Origin of the sequence: Treponema berlinense, assembly GCF_900167025.1 — a bacterium.
GTDB classification, from domain to species: Bacteria; Spirochaetota; Spirochaetia; order Treponematales; family Treponemataceae; genus Treponema_D; species Treponema_D berlinense.
This window is the reverse complement of record NZ_FUXC01000014.1, coordinates 44,366-62,520: the sequence shown is the minus strand read 5'-3', so window position 1 is coordinate 62,520 and position 18,155 is coordinate 44,366. Positions and strand designations below refer to the sequence as shown.

Annotated in this window: 15 protein-coding genes and 1 rRNA gene; 9 read left to right on the top strand and 7 right to left on the bottom strand. The window is 40.2% G+C overall.

The window, feature by feature from the left end:
* The first annotated feature begins 189 nt into the window (after nt 1-189).
* A 5S ribosomal RNA gene (rrf, locus tag B5D47_RS10355) occupies nt 190-299 on the top strand.
* A 116-nt stretch (nt 300-415) separates the two neighbouring features.
* Here the strand turns inward: rrf and B5D47_RS10350 are convergent.
* From B5D47_RS10350 to B5D47_RS10340, 3 genes are all read right to left on the bottom strand, one after another.
* Nucleotides 416-1,066, bottom strand: coding sequence for a GNAT family N-acetyltransferase (locus tag B5D47_RS10350; RefSeq protein ID WP_234970021.1), 651 nt, complete (start codon nt 1,064-1,066; stop codon nt 416-418).
* A 159-nt stretch (nt 1,067-1,225) separates the two neighbouring features.
* The gene (locus B5D47_RS10345; protein ID WP_078931774.1) at nt 1,226-1,507 is read right to left on the bottom strand and encodes a CD3324 family protein; all 282 of its coding nucleotides are present in this window, start codon (nt 1,505-1,507) and stop codon (nt 1,226-1,228) included.
* A gap of 254 nt (nt 1,508-1,761) precedes the next feature.
* Nucleotides 1,762-2,241 carry a pyridoxamine 5'-phosphate oxidase family protein gene (locus tag B5D47_RS10340; protein WP_078931773.1) on the bottom strand — a complete coding sequence of 160 codons (480 nt, stop codon included), beginning with the start codon at nt 2,239-2,241 and terminating at the stop codon, nt 1,762-1,764.
* A 107-nt stretch (nt 2,242-2,348) separates the two neighbouring features.
* Between B5D47_RS10340 and B5D47_RS10335 the strand changes: the two genes are divergently transcribed.
* Both B5D47_RS10335 and B5D47_RS10330 read left to right on the top strand, forming a co-directional pair.
* Nucleotides 2,349-2,585 carry a hypothetical protein gene (locus B5D47_RS10335; protein ID WP_078931772.1) on the top strand — a complete coding sequence of 79 codons (237 nt, stop codon included), beginning with the start codon at nt 2,349-2,351 and terminating at the stop codon, nt 2,583-2,585.
* Between the two features lie 23 nt (nt 2,586-2,608).
* On the top strand, nt 2,609-3,013 hold the full coding sequence (locus B5D47_RS10330; RefSeq protein WP_078931771.1) for a hypothetical protein: 405 nt from the start codon (nt 2,609-2,611) through the stop codon (nt 3,011-3,013).
* Nucleotides 3,014-3,301: 288 nt separating this feature from the next.
* Here the strand turns inward: B5D47_RS10330 and ilvC are convergent, their stop codons facing one another.
* Both ilvC and B5D47_RS10315 read right to left on the bottom strand, forming a co-directional pair.
* Nucleotides 3,302-4,780, bottom strand: a complete 1,479-nt coding sequence (ilvC, locus tag B5D47_RS10325; RefSeq protein WP_078931770.1) for a ketol-acid reductoisomerase — start codon at nt 4,778-4,780, stop codon at nt 3,302-3,304.
* A gap of 454 nt (nt 4,781-5,234) precedes the next feature.
* Entirely contained in the window at nt 5,235-6,695 is a 1,461-nt protein-coding gene (locus B5D47_RS10315; RefSeq protein ID WP_078931768.1) for an MATE family efflux transporter, read from the bottom strand.
* Between the two features lie 128 nt (nt 6,696-6,823).
* On the opposite strand from B5D47_RS10315, the gene B5D47_RS10310 reads away from it, so the two are divergent.
* The 5 genes from B5D47_RS10310 to B5D47_RS10290 all read left to right on the top strand — a co-directional run bounded on the left by B5D47_RS10310 (nt 6,824) and on the right by B5D47_RS10290 (nt 14,019).
* Nucleotides 6,824-8,365 (top strand): pallilysin-related adhesin, encoded by a 1,542-nt coding sequence (locus B5D47_RS10310; protein ID WP_078931767.1) that lies wholly within the window; start codon nt 6,824-6,826, stop codon nt 8,363-8,365.
* Between the two features lie 191 nt (nt 8,366-8,556).
* Nucleotides 8,557-10,383, top strand: coding sequence for an alanine--tRNA ligase (locus B5D47_RS10305; protein ID WP_078931766.1), 1,827 nt, complete (start codon nt 8,557-8,559; stop codon nt 10,381-10,383).
* A 185-nt stretch (nt 10,384-10,568) separates the two neighbouring features.
* Complete coding sequence (locus tag B5D47_RS10300) at nt 10,569-11,648, top strand: MOSP complex formation periplasmic protein, TDE1658 family (protein WP_078931765.1); 1,080 nt, start codon at nt 10,569-10,571, stop codon at nt 11,646-11,648.
* Between the two features lie 18 nt (nt 11,649-11,666).
* Nucleotides 11,667-12,101 (top strand): transcription antitermination factor NusB, encoded by a 435-nt coding sequence (gene nusB / locus B5D47_RS10295; RefSeq protein WP_078931764.1) that lies wholly within the window; start codon nt 11,667-11,669, stop codon nt 12,099-12,101.
* Complete coding sequence (locus B5D47_RS10290) at nt 12,046-14,019, top strand: tetratricopeptide repeat protein (protein WP_143592691.1); 1,974 nt, start codon at nt 12,046-12,048, stop codon at nt 14,017-14,019. Before nusB ends, B5D47_RS10290 begins: the two co-directional genes overlap by 56 nt.
* Nucleotides 14,020-14,069: 50 nt before the next feature.
* Here the strand turns inward: B5D47_RS10290 and B5D47_RS10285 are convergent, their stop codons facing one another.
* Nucleotides 14,070-14,342, bottom strand: a complete 273-nt coding sequence (locus B5D47_RS10285; protein WP_078931762.1) for a co-chaperone GroES — start codon at nt 14,340-14,342, stop codon at nt 14,070-14,072.
* Nucleotides 14,343-15,051: 709 nt separating this feature from the next.
* Between B5D47_RS10285 and B5D47_RS10275 the strand changes: the two genes are divergently transcribed.
* Nucleotides 15,052-15,891: a sigma-70 family RNA polymerase sigma factor gene (locus B5D47_RS10275; protein ID WP_078931760.1), complete on the top strand. Its 840-nt coding sequence runs from the start codon at nt 15,052-15,054 to the stop codon at nt 15,889-15,891.
* Nucleotides 15,892-15,939: 48 nt separating this feature from the next.
* Here the strand turns inward: B5D47_RS10275 and recG are convergent, their stop codons facing one another.
* Entirely contained in the window at nt 15,940-18,153 is a 2,214-nt protein-coding gene (gene recG / locus B5D47_RS10270) for an ATP-dependent DNA helicase RecG (protein WP_078931759.1), read from the bottom strand.
* Between the last annotated feature and the right edge of the window lie 2 nt (nt 18,154-18,155).

Below are 18,155 nucleotides of genomic sequence, written 5' to 3'. Positions count from 1 at the left end.
CCGAGCATTACTAATAGGTCGTGAGGCTTGACCATATTATCGTTTCGATTCATAATATCTTGCAGGTTTCCCTGGCGACAGGGAAATATTTCTTCCCGTCCGAGACTTTTACGGACAAAAAGCGTACATCCGGGCCTGGACACATGGCGGTCCCTGAGCGGATGGATGCTGAACAGCATGGCATAAAATGCCGGTGGCCACAGTGGAGAGGCAATACCCGTTCCCATTCCGAACACGGAAGTCAAGCTCTCTTACGCCGATGATACTGCTCTTCGCGGGAAAGTAGGTAGCTGCCGGCTTTTTTCTTTTTAAATCTTTTCCTCTTCCTTTTCATTCGGCGCACTTTGCGCGGCCTAAAGTAGATGCAAGGTATCTTGCAAAAACTCGGTAGTGAGCGAAGCGGAAACCCAAAGCCTTACCCGAAAATCTGTCCCGGAAGACTGAGCTTTTCTTTCGGCGGAAACTGGCTGTCGAATTCTTCGGCTTGTTTTGAGTCGATGAAGTATCCGTCTGGCTCCTTGAATGTTCCGCCGCTAGCTTCTTTCACTTGGTCCAGAAAGCCCGGAATAAGCTCTTTTATTAGAAAATAGTCCGCGTCCGGGTCGGCATGGTAGAAAACGTCTTTTGTCTTTGCTACGACAAATCCGCTTTTTCCGTAGAAATTGATGTTTCCGGTGATTGCAAGCGCGCCGCAGTTCATCTCTTTTGCTTTTTGCATTGCGTGCCTGAGCAGAACTGTTCCGTAGCCTTTGCGCTTGAAGTCCGGCGCAATGCTGATTGGCCCGAATGTCATTATCGGAAGAATTCCGCCGTTGTTCAGTCTGATTTCTGACCTTGCAAACATCACGTGTCCGATAAGAACGCCTTTTTCTTCCATTAAAATATCGAGTTCAGGCACAAAGTCGCTTCGGGTGCGGAAGTTGTGCAGCACAAAATGCTCGTCGCAGCCGGGTTTGTAGACGTTCCAGAACGCCTCGCGCGTAAGGTTTTCGACAGCCTTATAGTCCGCAGGAGTTTCGTTCCTGAAAGTGATTTTTTCCATGTCGATTTTGCTGTTCATTTTCATTTTGTCTCCAAGTTTTTTTTGTATGGTTTAATAATACGCCGCGCCTCGCCTGTTTCCTACCTCAAAGACAGTTCAGAAAAGAGAATGAGAAAATCCGTTCTGGTAAAAAAAACGGCGGACAGACAAAATTCATTGCCGTATCCGCCGTATTTCCATTTTTTATCTTGCTTCCGCTTTTTTTGCGCACAAGATGATTCTGTAGACTGATTTTTCGCTCAGAAAGAATTTTTGAGAAATCTCTCTGACCGAAAATCCTTCCTTGTAATTTTTGTATATCCGCTGATTCCGTCTTTTGTACCAGGCTTTGGAATCTTTTGATTCTCCCCAGTTTTTTCGGTTCTCGCATTTCTGCGGAATATACAGATAAGTTCCAGACGCGTATTCCTGAACTTTTTCAAGAAGTTGTGCCGGAAGAACATTTTTTGCTTTTACGTAGTTCATTTTTATGACGCTTTTTCAAAAAGATTTTAAGTTCTGATTGAACAAGCAGTAAAAGCATTTGAAACTCAAACTGCGCCTTTACTGCCGGCGCGGTGCAAGTTCCATTTTTGTCATGTTTTTTATAAGTCGCTCCTTAGAAAACAAATCTGTTTTCAACATTAAAACTGTAGTATAAAAAAACATAAATTTCTAGGTCCAATGTTTTTTTTGATAAAACAAATAATGACTGTAAAATTCAAAACTGAAACTTCAATTTACTTTTCATGAAATTTTCCAGTTAAATCGTCCACATCAATTCTTATCATGCTTATTTTTTTTATCATAATAGCAGGAAAAACAGACGGACCTTTGTACCCATATTTTTTTAGGATACAGATTAGTCCTTCTTTTTTTTCATCTGCATCCTCTAAAATAGATGCATTTCCTTTTCCGCAAACACTTCTATAAAAGTCTGTCCACGTGCAAGGGTCTTTATTTTCACCTATTTCAGAATAGCTTACAGCAGAAAAAGATACACGAGGACAATTTTTTATGCAGTTAAGCTTTGTGCCTTCTGTAGCTCCGTGAATAAAAATCCGAATCCTTTTTTTGTCATCATCCAGTTTGTACCCAAAATTTACGGGTACAGAATACGGCTCAGTTTCATTTATCATAGCAAGCGTCAAAAAATTTGACTCATCAAGAATTTTTATAATTTCTTCAAAGTCAGTTATTTCTCTTTCTTTTCGCCTCATTTTTTACCTACAAAATTTGCAAATTGAAATTTTTTAAATTCATTTTATAACTTAGAAATCAATTTTACAAGGAAAACAAATGAAATGAAAAACTTATATTTGGTTTTGTGCTGAAAATTGAGGGAACATCGTCTTGTGGCAAGGATTGGAGGGGCAGCGGAGCTGTTCCGGAGCGCAGAGCAGGAATGAAGGCGGAAGCCGTAACCCTGGAAAGCCTGTTTTTTGCTCAGATCCGCTGCGGCGGAGATGGGCAAAAAGCCGCCCTGAATGAAAAAATGGCTGAAAATCAGAATTCTGCGTCCAGCTCGACCGGGCATATAGCAAAAATTGGGATAATAGATTAAAATTTAGGCTCTTTGGAGGCTATATGACAAAAACTGAGGTTTATAATTCTGATTATACGAAATTAAATCATGCTTATATCGTAATTTACGAAAGTTATCAGAAGCTTGTGGAATGTAAAGATGCTGACAAAGAAGTTCTTTTTGTTATGGAAAATATTTTGAGGGCTTTTAATCCAACCTTGGACAGAATCAAGTCTGAAATGACGGTTCAGACTCGTTTTAAGGACGAAAACTCTAAAAAAATCGAAGGTACCGCAGAAAAAACTCAGATTAAGGCGGAAAAATCGGGCTTCGTTGTAGGTTCGATTTCGATGGTTGGCGATGATGAGAAAAATTCCGAAGATGACAGTACTGCAGATGACAGCACCGCTGAAAAAAAAGATGGCAAAAGTAAAAAAGGCGGATTTTTTGGAAAAAATAAAAAATAAAGGCCTTTTTTTGCTGATTTTTAGCGGATATGAATTACAATTTGCACGGTATAAGATATAAAATGAATTGAATGCCACTTTTGCGGCGAAATTGTATAAAAATCAATAAAAAACTCCTTGAAAAGTTCTAAAACCTTTCAAGGAGTTTATAGTTTATAAACTTGTTTTGTAAACTTTGAATTTATTCTTTAATTACAAAACAGGTTTCATCGCTGTCATACGGCACGGACGGAAAATCCGTTTAGAACTTTCATTTATTCGCCCGTGCCTGCCAGTTTTATAAATAAATTATAAAACTGGTTTCATTGCGGTCATATATTCACGCAGTTTGCGGCCTACAACTTCAATCGGGTGGTTGCGGATTTCGGCGTTTACTTCTACGAGCTGTGTGTTGTTTACGCTTGTATCCTTGAGCTCAAGGCCTTTTCCGATAACGTCTGTGTGGAGTTTCGGCATAAGGTCTTTTGCCATCATCGGAGCTGCAACGCGGCTGAAAAGGTAGCATCCGTATTCTGCTGTGTCGGAAATTACGCGGTTCATTTCGTAGAGGCGTTTGCGGTCAATCAGGTTTGCGATGAGCGGAACTTCGTGCAATGATTCGTAGTAAGCGCTTTCCGGTTTGATTCCCGCGTCAACCATTGTCTCGAATGCAAGCTCACATCCGGCTTTTACCATTGCTACAAGCAGAATTCCCTTGTCGAAATATTCCTGTTCTGTGATTTCTTCTTTTGATTCTGGAGTTGACTCAAACGGAAGTTTTCCAGTCTCTTCGCGCCAGGTGAGCAAGTCGTGGTCTTTGTTTGCCCAGTCCTGCATCATTGTGCTAGAGAATTTTCCGCTGATGATGTCGTCCATGTGCTTCTGGTAGAGCGGTGTCAAAAGTTTTTTGATTTCTTTTGAAAGCTCGTTAGCGCGGATTTTCGCAGGGTTAGAAAGACGGTCCATCATGTTTGTGATTCCGCCCCATTTGAGAGCCTCAGAAATTACGTTCCAGCCGTGCATCAAAAGTTTTGTGGCATATTCAGGAGCGATTCCCTCGCTTACCATCTTGTCAAAGCAGACGATTGTTCCGGCTTGAAGCATTCCGCACAAAATTGTCTGTTCGCCCATAAGGTCAGATTTAACTTCCGCAACGAAAGAAGATTCAAGAACACCTGCCTTGCTTCCGCCCATTCCTACAGCCAAGGCCTTTGCATAAGCCCAGCCTTTCTTTTCAGGGTCGTTTACAGGGTGAACGGCGATAAGGTCAGGAACACCGAATCCTCTCTGGAATTCGTGCCAAACTTCTGTTCCCGGTCCTTTTGGAGCGCACATTACAACTGTGATGTCCGGACGGATCTGCATTCCCTCTTCAATCATGTTGAATCCGTGTGAGTACCACAGAGCCGAGCCTTTCTTCATTCTCTTCATAACTTCTGTGATAACGGCTGTATGCTGCTTGTCCGGAGTAAGGTTTCCGACAAGGTCGGCAGTAGGAATCAATTCGTCGTAAGTTCCAACTTTGAAGCCGTTTTCTGTCGCGTTTTTCCAAGACTGGCGTTTTTCGGCGATTGCAGACTCGCGGAGAGCGTAAGAAACATCAAGACCTGAGTCGCGCAAGCACAAACCCTGGTTCAAGCCCTGAGCGCCGCATCCAACGATTACGATTTTTTTGCCTTTGAGAGCGTTTACTCCGTCAGCGAATTCTTCTTTTGCCATTGAGCGGCAGTGACCGAGCTGCAGACGGGCCTCGCGCCACGGAATTGAATTGAAATAATTGTTTCCCATAAAAATCTCCTGTAAAAAGTTAATGAGGAAATATCAATTTCCGAGTTGACTTTTTAAGCATATTCGCAATGCAATGAGAATATGCAGTTTATAATGAAGTTTGCAACGCAAACTTGTAAATAAAAACTTTGACGCTATTTGAGGCAAAGTTTTTATTACATCTTCTGTAAAAAGTCAGACTGTAAATTGTTTTTTTTCGGGCGGTCCGGCAACAAGTTGCCGTCGGGCTTTCCGTGGTTCCGGCTTTCGCCTCCATTGCTTCACTTCGTTCCGCAACAAGCCACTTCAATCCCTACCGCTTTTGTAAAAATATAATTTATTCTACAAAAAACTTAGTATTGCGTAAAGTGAAATAAAATAAATTGAATATTGCGTTTTGTGCAATATAAAAAATACCTTATTTACAAAAAAAAGACTGTCCTTTACGAACAGCCTTTATATTTATTTTTGTATTTTATTCGTTTGTTTGAGAAGAAACTGTTTTTTCTTCAGCTTTTAGGTCTTTGAGCAAAAACAAAAACATTCCTACGGCAATTAAAACCGCAACTGCATCGGCAAAAGGCTGTGCAAAGATAATTCCGGTAAGTCCAAAAAGTTTTTGCATTATAAGGATTGCTGGTAAAAATACAAAACCCTGACGGCTTACGGCAAGAACAAGCGACTGCAAGCCCTTTCCCATTCCCTGGAAAGTAAAATTTAAAACGAACATGATTCCGATAAAAGGAGCCGATGACATAAGCGCGTAAATAATATTTACGCCCATTGCAACAACAGCCGGATCTTCCGAGAAAATATTTATGATTGGTTTTGCAAAAATTATATAAAGCACGGTTAGAGTAACACCAAGCACAACATTTACCAAAATCGAAAAATTGACGATTTTTTTAACGCGCATAGAATTTTTTGCGCCGTAATTGTAGCCGATTAACGGAGCGATTCCGATTCCGAGCCCAAGCTGAATAAAAATTGTGAGCATGTTTGCCTTGAGCGCAACTCCCATTGCGGCAACAGGAATATCGCCGTAAACTGCTGTTCCGTCGATAAATGTCTTTATAAGCGGCAAGAGTTTTTCTGATACGACAGGAACGCTGTAATACGAAGCGAGAAGGTTGTTTGTCAGAATTGAGCTTAAACTCATCAAAATGTTTGTAAGGCTTGCAGGAAGTCCGATTGCAAGAACGCCGAGCAAAATTCCGTTTGAAATTTTAAAATATTTCGGGTTTATTGTGAGAGTTGAATTTTTTGAAAGGACATGCGCAAGATAGATTACAATCGTAATGATGTTTGCAATTACAGTTGCAATTGCGGCTCCTTTTACACCGAGCCCAAGCCCTGGAATTCCTAAGAATGAGTCGAGAATAAAAATCGGATCAAGCACAATGTTTACGGCTGTTCCAGCGATAAGTCCGACCATTGAGTTTTGAGAAGCGCCTTCTCCGCGGATTATGTTTGTGTAGGCTGTCGAAATAACAATTGCAGGTCCGCCGTACGCAATGTATTTTAAGTAATCGCATGCAAACTGTGCGGTTGTCTGAGTTGTTCCAATCATTTTGAGAATTCCTTCCATATTAAAAAGAATCAGGAACAAACCTAGAAAACCTGTAAAAATTCCCGCGTAAAAACAAAAAGAAGCAATGTTTTTTACTTTTTCGTAGTTTTTTTCGCCAAGCGCGCGGCTTATAAACGAAGAGCCGCCCATACCGAAGATGTTTCCTGCCGCCATAAGAAACAGAAAAATCGGGGTTGCAACGTTTACCGCCGCAAATTGACTCGGATCTCCAGTTTGACCGACAAAGAAAGCGTCAACCATGTTGTACAAAACTGTAACAATCATGCTTAGCACTGTTGGAAGTGCAAATTTAAAAACCGCCTTTGGAACCGGCGTGTGTTCAAAAATTTCAATATTTTTTATCATAGTACAGGAATTTTATAGAAAACAGAAAAAATGTCAATAAATGGTATTATATGGAAGAGTTTGTAACTATTTGCAGAGAATTTTGTTTTATTGAGCGAAATTAACTGATTTGGTAAACTTTACAGATTATGAAAAAACTTATTCCAGTGATTTTTATTATTGTTGCCGCAGGACTTGCATTCTTTTTTCTCGGAAAAAATCTTTTTATAAAAGACAATTCATATTCGCGTGCAAAAATTGTAAAACCGGTTGTTGAGACAGAAGCAACGGAAGAAGAAAATTTGGAAAATGAATACGAAGATTATGAGCAGACTTCGTTTATTGAACTTGCCAACGACGAAACTCTCCTGAACATCGTTACTATGGATATTGACGATGACGGTTATGATGATCAGATAAATATTGTAAAAACGTCAAGAAGTCCTTTCTTGGCGCTGATTGTCGGTCTTTATAATCCTTCGACTTCTTCTTATGTCAGGGCGGCTTGGATTGCAACTACGGTAAGCCAGATTCGTACTTTTGCCTGTACTGCGCTGGATGTAATAGGAAATCACAAAAATTCACTTGTTTATCAGGGAATTACGGACGAAGGTCATTCTGTTTTGTGTATTTTTAACGGAAGCCGCACCAAAAAAGGCGACTTTGTTTTGACAAAAATCGGAGACTTTGAGTCTGACGGAACAGTTTTTATTCAGCAGACAGAACGAAACGAAGCGTACGAATTGAGCCAGACAAAGGCTAGCAGTTTTCCTGTTTGGGTCTATGCTTCGGATTCGGCGGAAGACAGCGCCCGGCTTGACCAGATTCAGACAATGTACGATTGGAACGAAAAAGAAGGAGTTTATACTCAGGTTAAGCAGGTTCGTGTTACCGGAAACCGCATCGCCGCAAAAGAACTTGCCAGAATTCAGGATGGAACTGTCGCGACTTTTTCTAAATTTCTGGAAGGCTTGTGGTATAAGACCGAAAATTCTGGCGGAAACGTACGTTATATCTTTTTTGACCCTCAGACGCACGAAATTATTTTTCATTATCAAGACAGCGAGGAAGTTTATTCGTGGCTGGATGCAAAACTCCGCAGAAACGGAATGTATTTTACTTCGATAAACCAGTCAATCGAAAATCTTCAGAGGCGTTTTGATATTTCGCTTGTAAATGTTGATGAAATAAGAATCCGAATTCAAGATGACGTCCGGATGATTATCAGCGAAAGCACTCTCTGGGACGGAAATTATAAAAAAGTTTCGGCAAAATTAAATCAAAAAACTGTTGCAGGCGAATCTGAAAAAGCGCTAAAAAGGCTTGTCGAAGGACCTGCATGGACTTCTTCCGATGGAAAGTATTTTGTTTTTGCAAACGGCGAGTATCTGGTTGAATCTGAAAATTTTTCCGACAAGGGCCGTTTTGTATTGAACAGCATTTCTGACACAAAATTGATTCAGTTTAGAAGCGACACCGCCGTAAAATTTTTTAACGGATATTATTCTGCAAGTTTTGGCAAAATTAAAAAAACTGAAAGAAATAAGCGTGGAAAAACAACAGAAATTGTTGTGGATGACAACGACACAATAATTTTGCAGTCGGTTGATGTGACTCCGAACGGATTTTTTCAGAATGAAGTATTGCCTTTGACTCTCAAAAAAACAGAGCTTAAAAAGACCGAAGAATAGAAAACGTGCTGATAAAAGGGCGCGTAAAAAGTAGCTTGAAAGAACCGGAAATCTTAACCCGGATTGCGCGGAAAGACCGGACGAGCGGAGCGAAGGAGGACTTGCAGCAAAAGCCGGTCGCGGTAAGGCTTTGTGCTCCTTGGGTTTAAGATATTGAAATTCTGCGGTCAAATCTATAGAATGATTTAATTATGACTGCAAATGAATTACGTTCGAAGTATATCGAATTTTTTAAATCAAAAAATCACGTTGAAATTTCTGGCCAGTCTTTGATTCCGGAAAATGACCCTTCTGTTTTGTTTACAACTGCCGGAATGCATCCGCTGGTTCCTTATCTTCTTGGCGAAAAACATCCTGCTGGAACTCGTCTTACTGATTATCAGAAATGTGTACGCACTGGCGATATTGACGAAGTTGGAGATCCGAGCCACCTTACATGTTTTGAAATGCTCGGAAACTGGTCTTTGGGCGACTATTTTAAGAAAGAATCCATTGCCTTTTCTTATGAATTTTTGACAAGTCCGAAATGGCTTGGTCTTGATCCGCGCAAAATTTCTGTGACTGTTTTTGCCGGCGACGAAAATGCTCCTCGCGACGAAGAAGCTGCGGAAGCATGGAAAGCTAATGGAATGCCTGAGGACAAAATTGCTTATCTTCCTGCCGAAGACAACTGGTGGGCTGCCGGTCCGACAGGTCCTTGCGGTCCTGATACTGAGATTTTTTATTGGGTTGGCGAAGGTTTGCCTCCTGAAGGTTCTAATAAGGGAACTGACAGCGAAAACTGGCTTGAAATCTGGAATAACGTTTTTATGCAGTTTAACCGCGTTGACGAAAAAACTCTTGAGCCTCTTCCAAAAAAGAATGTTGATACTGGAATGGGACTTGAACGCACAAACTGCATCTTGCAGGGAAAGACTTCTGTTTATTTGACCGAAGTTTTCCAGCCGATTATTAAAAAAATCGATGAGCTTGCTGATTATGTTTATGGAACGGACGAAGAAAAAGACCGTTCTGTCAGAATTATTGCTGATCACAGCCGTGCTTCTGTATTTATAATCGGCGATCCAAAAGGCGTTTCTCCGTCGAATGTTGGCGCAGGTTATGTTTTGCGTCGTTTGATTCGCCGTGCTGTTCGTCATGGAATGAAGCTTGGAATCGAAAGAGCTTTCCTTGCAGAAATTGCTGATTCTGTAATTGATAATTTTAAAATCGCTTATCCTGAGCTTGAACAGAATGCTGATAAAATTAAGGGTGAATTGACTGCTGAAGAAGAAAAATTCCGTCAGACACTCAAAAAAGGCGAGGCTGAATTCCAGAAACTTCTGCCGAATTTGATGAAAAATCCTAAAAAAGTTATTTCTGGAAAAGTTGCTTATAACCTTTACGAAACTTATGGCTATCCGCTTGAGCTTACTCAGGAACTTGGTGCTGAGCATGGTTTTACGGTTGATGTTGAAGGATTTAAGGAAGCAGAAAAAAAACATCAGGAAGCTTCTAAGACTTTGGATGCAGGAAAAGCAAAGGGCGGTCTGGCAGAGCAGTCTGACGTTGCAACAAAATACCACACTGCGACACACCTTTTGCAGCAGGCTCTGGTAGAAGTTCTTGGCGACAAAATTGCGCAAAAGGGCTCGAATATTAACAACGAACGCATGCGCTTTGACTTTACTTTTGACAGGCCAATGACAAAAGAAGAAGTTCAGAAAGTTGAAGACATTGTAAACGAAAAAATCAAGGAAGATTTGCCTGTTACAATGGAAATTATGACTTTGGACGAAGCTAAAAAACAGGGCGCCCGTGCTCTTTTTGCAAGCAAATACGGCGAACAGGTAAAAGTTTATACGATCGGACGCGATTCAAAAAGTGACTGGTTCTCGAAGGAAGTTTGTGGCGGACCTCATGTTCAGCACACTGCTCAAATCGGCGAATTCAAGATTGTAAAAGAGCAGTCCTCGTCTGCCGGTGTAAGAAGAATCCGTGCTGTGATTTCTGGCGGACTTCCGCTCGATCCTCAGTAAATTGCACAAAAAATAAAAACCTCTGAAAACGTCTATTTTTGGAGGTGATTTTTTTTATTTGAATGTAACTGACTGGTTTGACAGTTGTTTATATTCGTTAAGGGGTTTTGGAACTTTTTAAGTTTTTACAAAACCTCTGCATGTTCTCGTTTTACGGAACTAAAAAGACAAGTTAAGGAAAGTTTATGAAACGTTTTGCACTTTGCGTATCTTTGATTTTAATGGCAGGTACAGGAATCTTTGCTCAGGCGGATTTACAGCCTCTTGCTACTGTAAAACTCAATAAATCAGAGACAATCACCTTAAAGCAGCTCAAAAACAGAGTTGAAATTTATGGAAAACAGAATGGAATTTCTTCTTTTACTGTTGAGCAGAAAAAAGAAATCCTTAATGCGATGATTGATGAAAAACTGGTTGTACAGGCTGCGACAAAAGCTGGAATGGTTCTTACTGATTCTCAGGTTAATCAGTATTTTATGCAGAACGTAAGCCAGCAGTTTGGAAGAAACGTTACAGAAGCAGAATTTGAGGAAATCATAAAAAAACAGACTGGAAAATCTTTTGAAGATTACATGAAAAATACTGTAGGAATGGGAGTTGCTGAATACAAATCTTATTTGAAGAATCAGTTGATTGCCCAGCAGTATGTTTTGCAGCAAAAACAGGAAGAAATTCAAAAAGCCGCTCCGAGCGATGAAGAAATCCGTGCTTTTTATGAATTGAATAAGGCAAGTTTTGTTCAGAACGATATGCTTAAACTTTTCCTTGTGCTTTTCCCTAAAAAAGATGATCCTGCCGCTGCAAAAACAAAGGCGGCAGCCATGCTAAAAGATTTTAAAGATAAAAAAATTACTACTGAAAAAATCAAGGCAGATGCCGCAAATTCAAAAGACTATCAGGGCGGTGATTTATTCATAAGCAAAACCGCTCAGCATGCTCAGCAGCTTGGCGTTTCATACAATGAGCTTCTCGAACTTTTTGGAAAAGAAAAAGGATATATTTCTTCACTTACAGAAACAGAAAACGATTTTCAGTTTTATGCGGTTCGTGCAAAGTACAGCGCAAAAATGCTTGGTTTGAGCGATTTAGTTCAGCCGGAAACGACAATTACTGTCTATGATTACATTAAATCTAATCTTACACAGCAGAAACAGAGCCAGGCAATGATTGCGGCAGTTCAGGACGTGACAAAAGCGCTTGATACTCCAGAAAATGTAGAAAGAAAGAAGACGGGTGCAGCTTTAGACAAGTTGCTTAATTGGTAGTTTTACAGGAAAGATAAAGTGTCAAGAAGAAGAGGAAGAATTTTGGCTTTTCAGGGACTTTATTCCTGGGAAGTAGGCGGAATGCCTAAAGAAGATGTTCTTGAATTGTCTTGGGCGGATGGAGATTCTGAAAAAGACGCGGTTGATATGGAAACTGCAACTTTTGCAAGAGTTTTGATTGCCGGCGCGATTGAAAATCAGTCTCAGATTGATGAACGTATAAAAGAAAATCTAAAAGGCTGGGATTTTGCCCGCCTTAATAAGGTTACTCTTTCGATTTTGCGTATGAGCGTTTATTCTCTGCTTTTCCAGAAAGACGTTCCTGCTTCTATCGTAATTGATGAAGCCGTTGATATTGCAAAAGAATATGGACAGGATGATTCGTTTAAATTTATAAATGCGGTTTTGGACAGCATTGGAAAATCCTGCAATTCTCAATCGTCAGAAAAATAATTTTGGTCTGCGTATGAAGAAAAACTGGAAAATTTTGTCCAGCCGTAAGAATCTGGCAGTGATTTTTTTAATTGCCGGATTTTTGTTTTTTTCGTGTTCGCAGAATTCAAAGCAGTCGTCTTTTTTGTCTGCCCTTGATACAGTTGATTCTTTTATTCAGCTTGGGCAGACTGACGATGCTTTAAAACTCTTAAAAAAAACTTCAAAATCAGCATACAGCGCTTATGCAAGGATTGGAATTTACCGGCGTTTTATGACGCTTGGAGAAAAAAGCCTTGCAGAAAAAATACTTTCCGACAGTTTAAAAAAAATTCCCGGCAATATTGAAATTTCCGCAGTCTATTCTCATTTTTTGTTGCGGGAAGGGCAGTTTGACGAAGCCTTAAAAATTGGTTCCGTTTTGGAAGGCTCAAAATATGGTTCGATTTATGCGGAAGCGGTTTTAAAATCTCAAAAAGAAAAAAATCTTCTTTTACCTCAGTTTTCCAGAATTTACGAAGCCTGTTATTCTTCAACTGGAAACGAAAAATGGCTTGTAAACGCGGCTCTTCCGTTTGTAAAAAATGGAAACTATTCTGCGGCGGCCGCCTTGCAAAAATCGGTTCAGAGTGATTTTAATTTATTTTGGGCTCAGGTTCAGTTTGACGCAAAAAATTATGATTTGTGCGTTGAAAATTACGAGAATGCGCAGTTAAAAGGCTTTTCTTCTGAAAATTTTGAACTGACAGATCTTGCAAGCGACGCTTTTTTTATGCTTGGAGATTACGATTCTGCGGAAAAAGAGCGCGAACGTTTGATTTTGCAGTCGAAAACTGAAAAAAATGCGGATATTCCAGAACTTATTTATGTAAACAGCGCGCTTTGGGCTTATAACGCTGCCCAGTATTCAAAAGCATACGATTTATTGATGACAGTTATAATGCGTGATTCAAAAAATATTCCTGCACTAATAACTTATGGAAAATTTGCACGCGCAGATTCTGTTTTGGAAAAACAGGATTTGTTTGAGCGGGAATTGCGAAAGACTTCTTTGCGCACATATTCGATGAGGCAGAAAGATGAGCGGCCGAAATTTTTGATAAGAGATGCGATTTTTAGAATTGGGCAAATGCTTGAGTGGCAGAAAAAAAATGCGCAGGCTTTAAGCGATGAGCTTTTGGTAGAAAAACTTTCGTTGTGGCTGGCTGAAAATTCTTCTTTGCCGCAAAAAAAAGTTGAAAGCGAAATTTGGAAAAATCTCGAGATTAACGAAATTGAAAAAAATATGTATCCTCCAGCGCTTTTGCACTTTGCTGTAAACGAATTTTTAAATTTCGGAAAAAAAGAAGATGCCCGGCTTTTGTTTGAAAAATATTTAGACGCCCGTTATAAAATGAAAAAAACGGATATTCAGGACGAAAAAGTTGAATATGATATTTTTGGCGGTGAGAAAACATATTCTGCTCCGACGGTTCCTGAGTTTGTAACAAGAGCGGCTTTTGGCGACAGGGCGGCGGATTATGCAAACACAATGGAAACCTGGGAAATTGAAACTGCCGCGTATTTTGCTCTTCTCGACAATAATATTTCCGCCGCCCGCCGTCTGTACGAATATGCGCTTTTTGAAACCGGAGGCGCTCGCACGGTTGAAGCTGACGGACAGATTGTCTCTTTTAGCAGGCTTTGTGCTGTAAATTCGGCTGTTAATCTTGCTGTGATTTATGCTTCTGACGGTGAGTTAAAAAGAGCTCTGAACCTTTACGGACTTGCTTCCGGCAGAACTAAAGATAAAAAATTAAAATCAAAGATTCTTTACAGGACTGCTCTTGTCCAAAGCGATTTGCAGAATAAGGAAGGTGCGATTCTTTCGCTTGAATATGCCTTAAGCTTAAATCCAATGAATGCTGATGCAAGGCTTATGCTCAGAAAACTAAAGTGACATAAAAAAACGGTCATTGAGTTTTTCTCGAAATGACCGTCTAAAATAAATTATTCTACTACAGCGATGATGTCTGAGTTTTTAACGATTAAATAATCTTCGCCGTCCATTTTTACCTGAACGCCTGAATATTTATCGTACATTACACGGTCGCCCACTTTTACAGTGATTTTTTCTTTTTCTGTGCCAGGTCCAACAGCCTCTACTTTTGCAGTCTGTGTTTTTTCCTGGGCAGATTCTGGAAGAAGAATGCCTGATTTTGTTGTTGTTTCTGCTTTTTCTTCCTTGAGAAGAACTCTGTCTGCTAATGGTCTGAGTTTCATATATATAACCTCCAAAAATTTTTTAATTCCTACTTTAAATATATAAATTTTAGTTCTTAATCGTCAACAAAAATCGTTTTAATTTGATTTTTTTTCAAAAAACAAAAAAATGTGTCAAAAAGACGCAGTGCCAGCTTGAGTAGTTGAAACTGTGTCAAAAAGAAACAATGGAAAATTAAAAAGAGGAGTTTTTTACCCGAAAAAAATGCGCCCAGGGCCGGAAGGGAACGCAAGTTCGTCCGCAGGACCGAGGGTTACCGAGCCTGTAGGCACTGTTTTGAAGAAAAAAAAGGAAAATAACCGGAAAATGGGCGTCTTTTTTGGCAAGTTGTGGCGCAAAAAGTAAAAAAGATTGAAAAAAGTTGGCATAGTTCTTGCTTATATATAAGTGTAAAAATTAAAAATAAGCACCGTTTCGGCGATTTTAAGGAGGCATGATAAAAATTACATCCCTGTAATTTTTATCATTACAGTTTGTTCAAGCGTTGCTTTCACAAACTGTGATTCTCGCCATCCGTGGCTCGCCGCTAACGCGGTGTTTTATGGGAGTGTAAGATAAAAACAGCCGAAAATGGCGTCTGTTTTTATCTTTAAAAGTTTGCGTTGCAAACTTTTTTATAATAAGTTGTTTCTCACTTCGTTGCGGAACAACTTAAAAAGTCAATCCTAAAACTGAAGTTTTAATCTTGACTTTTTATGGGAGCATTTTATGACAAATTACGACGAAAACTTGGGAATTTACCTGAAAGAAATAAACAAAATTCCGCTCTTGAATCATGAAGAAGAAACAGAACTTGCAATTAAGGCTAAAAATGGCGACAAGGCTGCAAAAGATAAGATTGTGAATGCGAATCTTCGGTTTGTCATAAATGTTGCAAAAAAATACCAGAATCGCGGACTGGAACTTGGCGATTTAATCAGTGAAGGAAATATCGGTCTTTTGACTGCGATTGAAAAATTTGACGTTACAAAAGGCTATCACTTTATTTCGTATGCTGTCTGGTGGATTCGTCAGACAATTTTGAAGGCAATTTGCGAAAAAGGACGTGCAATCCGCATTCCGATGAACCGCATGAACGAACTTGTTCAGATTGAAAAGGCTAAAAAGCTTGTTCACGGCAAAAAATCTGAAAATGAAGAAATTGAAACGATTGCGAAAATGCTTGGAATGGAAAAACAGCACGTAAACGAAATGCTGGAAATCAACCGCGATATGATTAGTCTTGATGCTCAGGTTGAAAATAAAGACGGCGATATTGGAACTGTCGGCGACTTTGTTAAAGATGAAAAGTATTCGAATGTTGATGAAAAGGTTATAACGGAAAATCTTCAGAAAGACATTGCGAATGTTCTTGGAACTCTTAAGCCGGCGGAAGAAAAGGTTATTCGCCTTCGCTACGGTCTTGACGGTGAAAAACCTATGTCTTTGGCTCAGGTTGGCGAAGAATGCAATCTTACTAAGGAAAGAATCCGTCAGATTGAAAAAACTGCAATCTGCCGTATGCAGCATCCTGTTCGTGCAAGACGGCTTGAGGCCTATGTTGCTTAACGTTTAGCACGTTTTGCGGACTAAATATTGAGTTTTGAAAGTTTGCCGCTATTTTGCGGTGGACTGGACGTAATTGAATGCGTCGGCTCTTGCTTTTGTCATGATTTGCCGGTCTTTGAAAAGATCGGCGAGTGCAAACGTTAATTCTCCACTTTGTGCGGTTCCGGTGATTTCGCCGGGACCTCTTAGTTTTAAATCTTCTTCGGCGATTGCAAATCCGTCGTTTGTCTGGCGGATTGCCTTCATTCGGGCAATTCCATTTTCTGTTATATTTTTTGAATAAATCAAAAAGCAGTAGGATTGTTCGCTTCCTCTTCCGACTCTTCCTCTGAGCTGGTGGAGGGCTGCAAGTCCAAAGCGGTCTGCCTGCTCGATTACCATGCAGCTTGCGTTTGGAACGTTTACGCCGACTTCGACTACTGTTGTTGCGACGAGAATATTTATTTTGCCGTTTTTAAAATCTTCGAGAATTTGTGCCTGTTCGTCTTCGCTTATTTTTCCGTGGATTAGCGCGCATTTGTATTCTGGATAAACCTGGGTTTGGAGAAAATTGAATGCGTCTTCTGCGGCTTTTAATGCCTGTTTTTTTTGACCGCTTTCTTCGAATAATTCTTCGTTTGCGGAAAAATCGTTGTTTTCGGAAAAATTTTCTTCTTGCGCTTCGTTGAGTCCAATTGCCGGATAAACAAAATATGCCTGATGTCCTTTTTTTAATTCTGTCCGGACGGCTTCGTAAGCATTTGACTCGTTGCCTTCTTTTGTCAGGTAGGTTTGAATTGGTTTTCGCCCTTCCGGCATTGTGCGGATTGTAAGAATATCTAGGTCGCCGAATGCTGTGAGTGCGAGTGTTTGCGGAATTGGCGTTGCGCTCATCATAAGCAGGTTAGGTTCTGTGAGTTTTGCGTCTGAACTTGTGCGCGCCTTGTCTAAAATTGCGGAACGCTGCATGACGCCGAATCTGTGCTGTTCGTCGATGATTGCCAGCGCCAGGTCTTTGTACTGGACATTTTTTGAAAAAAGCGCGTGTGTTCCGATTACAAGGTTGATTTTGCCTTCTTTTAATGCTGTTAAAAGCTGAATCCGGCCTTTTGCGTTTACGTTTCCGGTCAGATATGCGACAGAAACGTTCAGCGCTTCGAGTTCTTTTGCGGCATTTTCTGCATGCTGTCTGGAAAGAATTTCTGTCGGCGCCATAAGCGCTGCCTGACTTCCATAATCGATTACCCGGAGGGCTGCAAAAAAAGAAACGAGTGTTTTTCCGCTGCCGACATCGCCCTGAAGCAGCACCCTCATTGAAAACTGTCTTTGTTTCTGTTTTTTTGAAACTAAGGGAGAAGTTTCGTAGCTTTTGTCGATGTCGCGGTTCATCTGATAAATTACATTTTTTTGGTCTTTTGTAGGGTTAAATGGAAGCCGGTTGAGATATTGTTTTTGCCGTGGAGAAAGTGATTTTGTAAACTGCTCGTCTGAAATTTGCGGCTGTTTTTGGTCTGAATTTTGCGGTAAAAGTTCAATCGAAGGAAGAAATCCACGGTGTTCGATTGACTGTCTTGCTATTGCGCACTGAAAAAAGAAAAATTCTTCGTAGACGAGGGTTTTTCGTGCTTCGTTGTATTCGGCAGAATTTTGCGGATTGTGAATGAGTTTTATTGCATCGCGTTTGTGCAAAAGATGGTTTTGAGAAACGAGATATTCCGGCAAATCGTCTTCGATTCCGAGCGCAAATTGTGAAATTGCGGAATTTACGGCTTTTCGGACAATTTTTTGGCTTAAGCCTTCTGTCAGGCTGTACACTGGAAAAATTTTGCTTTCTGGAGGCATTGTGTTTTCGTAGTCCGTCAGATTTCCTTCGTCTGCGATTTTTTGTGCTTCAAAAGAAGATGACTGAAGCTTGCCAAATTTTGCTTCAAACTTGCCTGTTACGGCGATTATTGCTCCCTGAGGCAGTGTTTTTTCTAAAAACGGACGGTTAAAGGCTACGAGTTCTGCGCTTGCTGTTCCGTCTGTTATTATGATTTTGAGGGTTTTCATGTTGCCGTAGCCGAACCATTCGTGGCCTGTTACTTTTGCAATTGTGTGGACTTTTGAAATTTTTAATGAATCCTTTAAGACTATTTTTTTTGTGCGGTCGTCATAAGTTCGCGGATAAAATTGAAGCAAATCTCCGACGGTAAAAATATTAAGACGTGAGAAAAGTTCTGCTGTTTTTTTTCCAACTCCGGAAAGCGCGGAAATTGAATTTTTAATTTCGGAAATTTTCACTT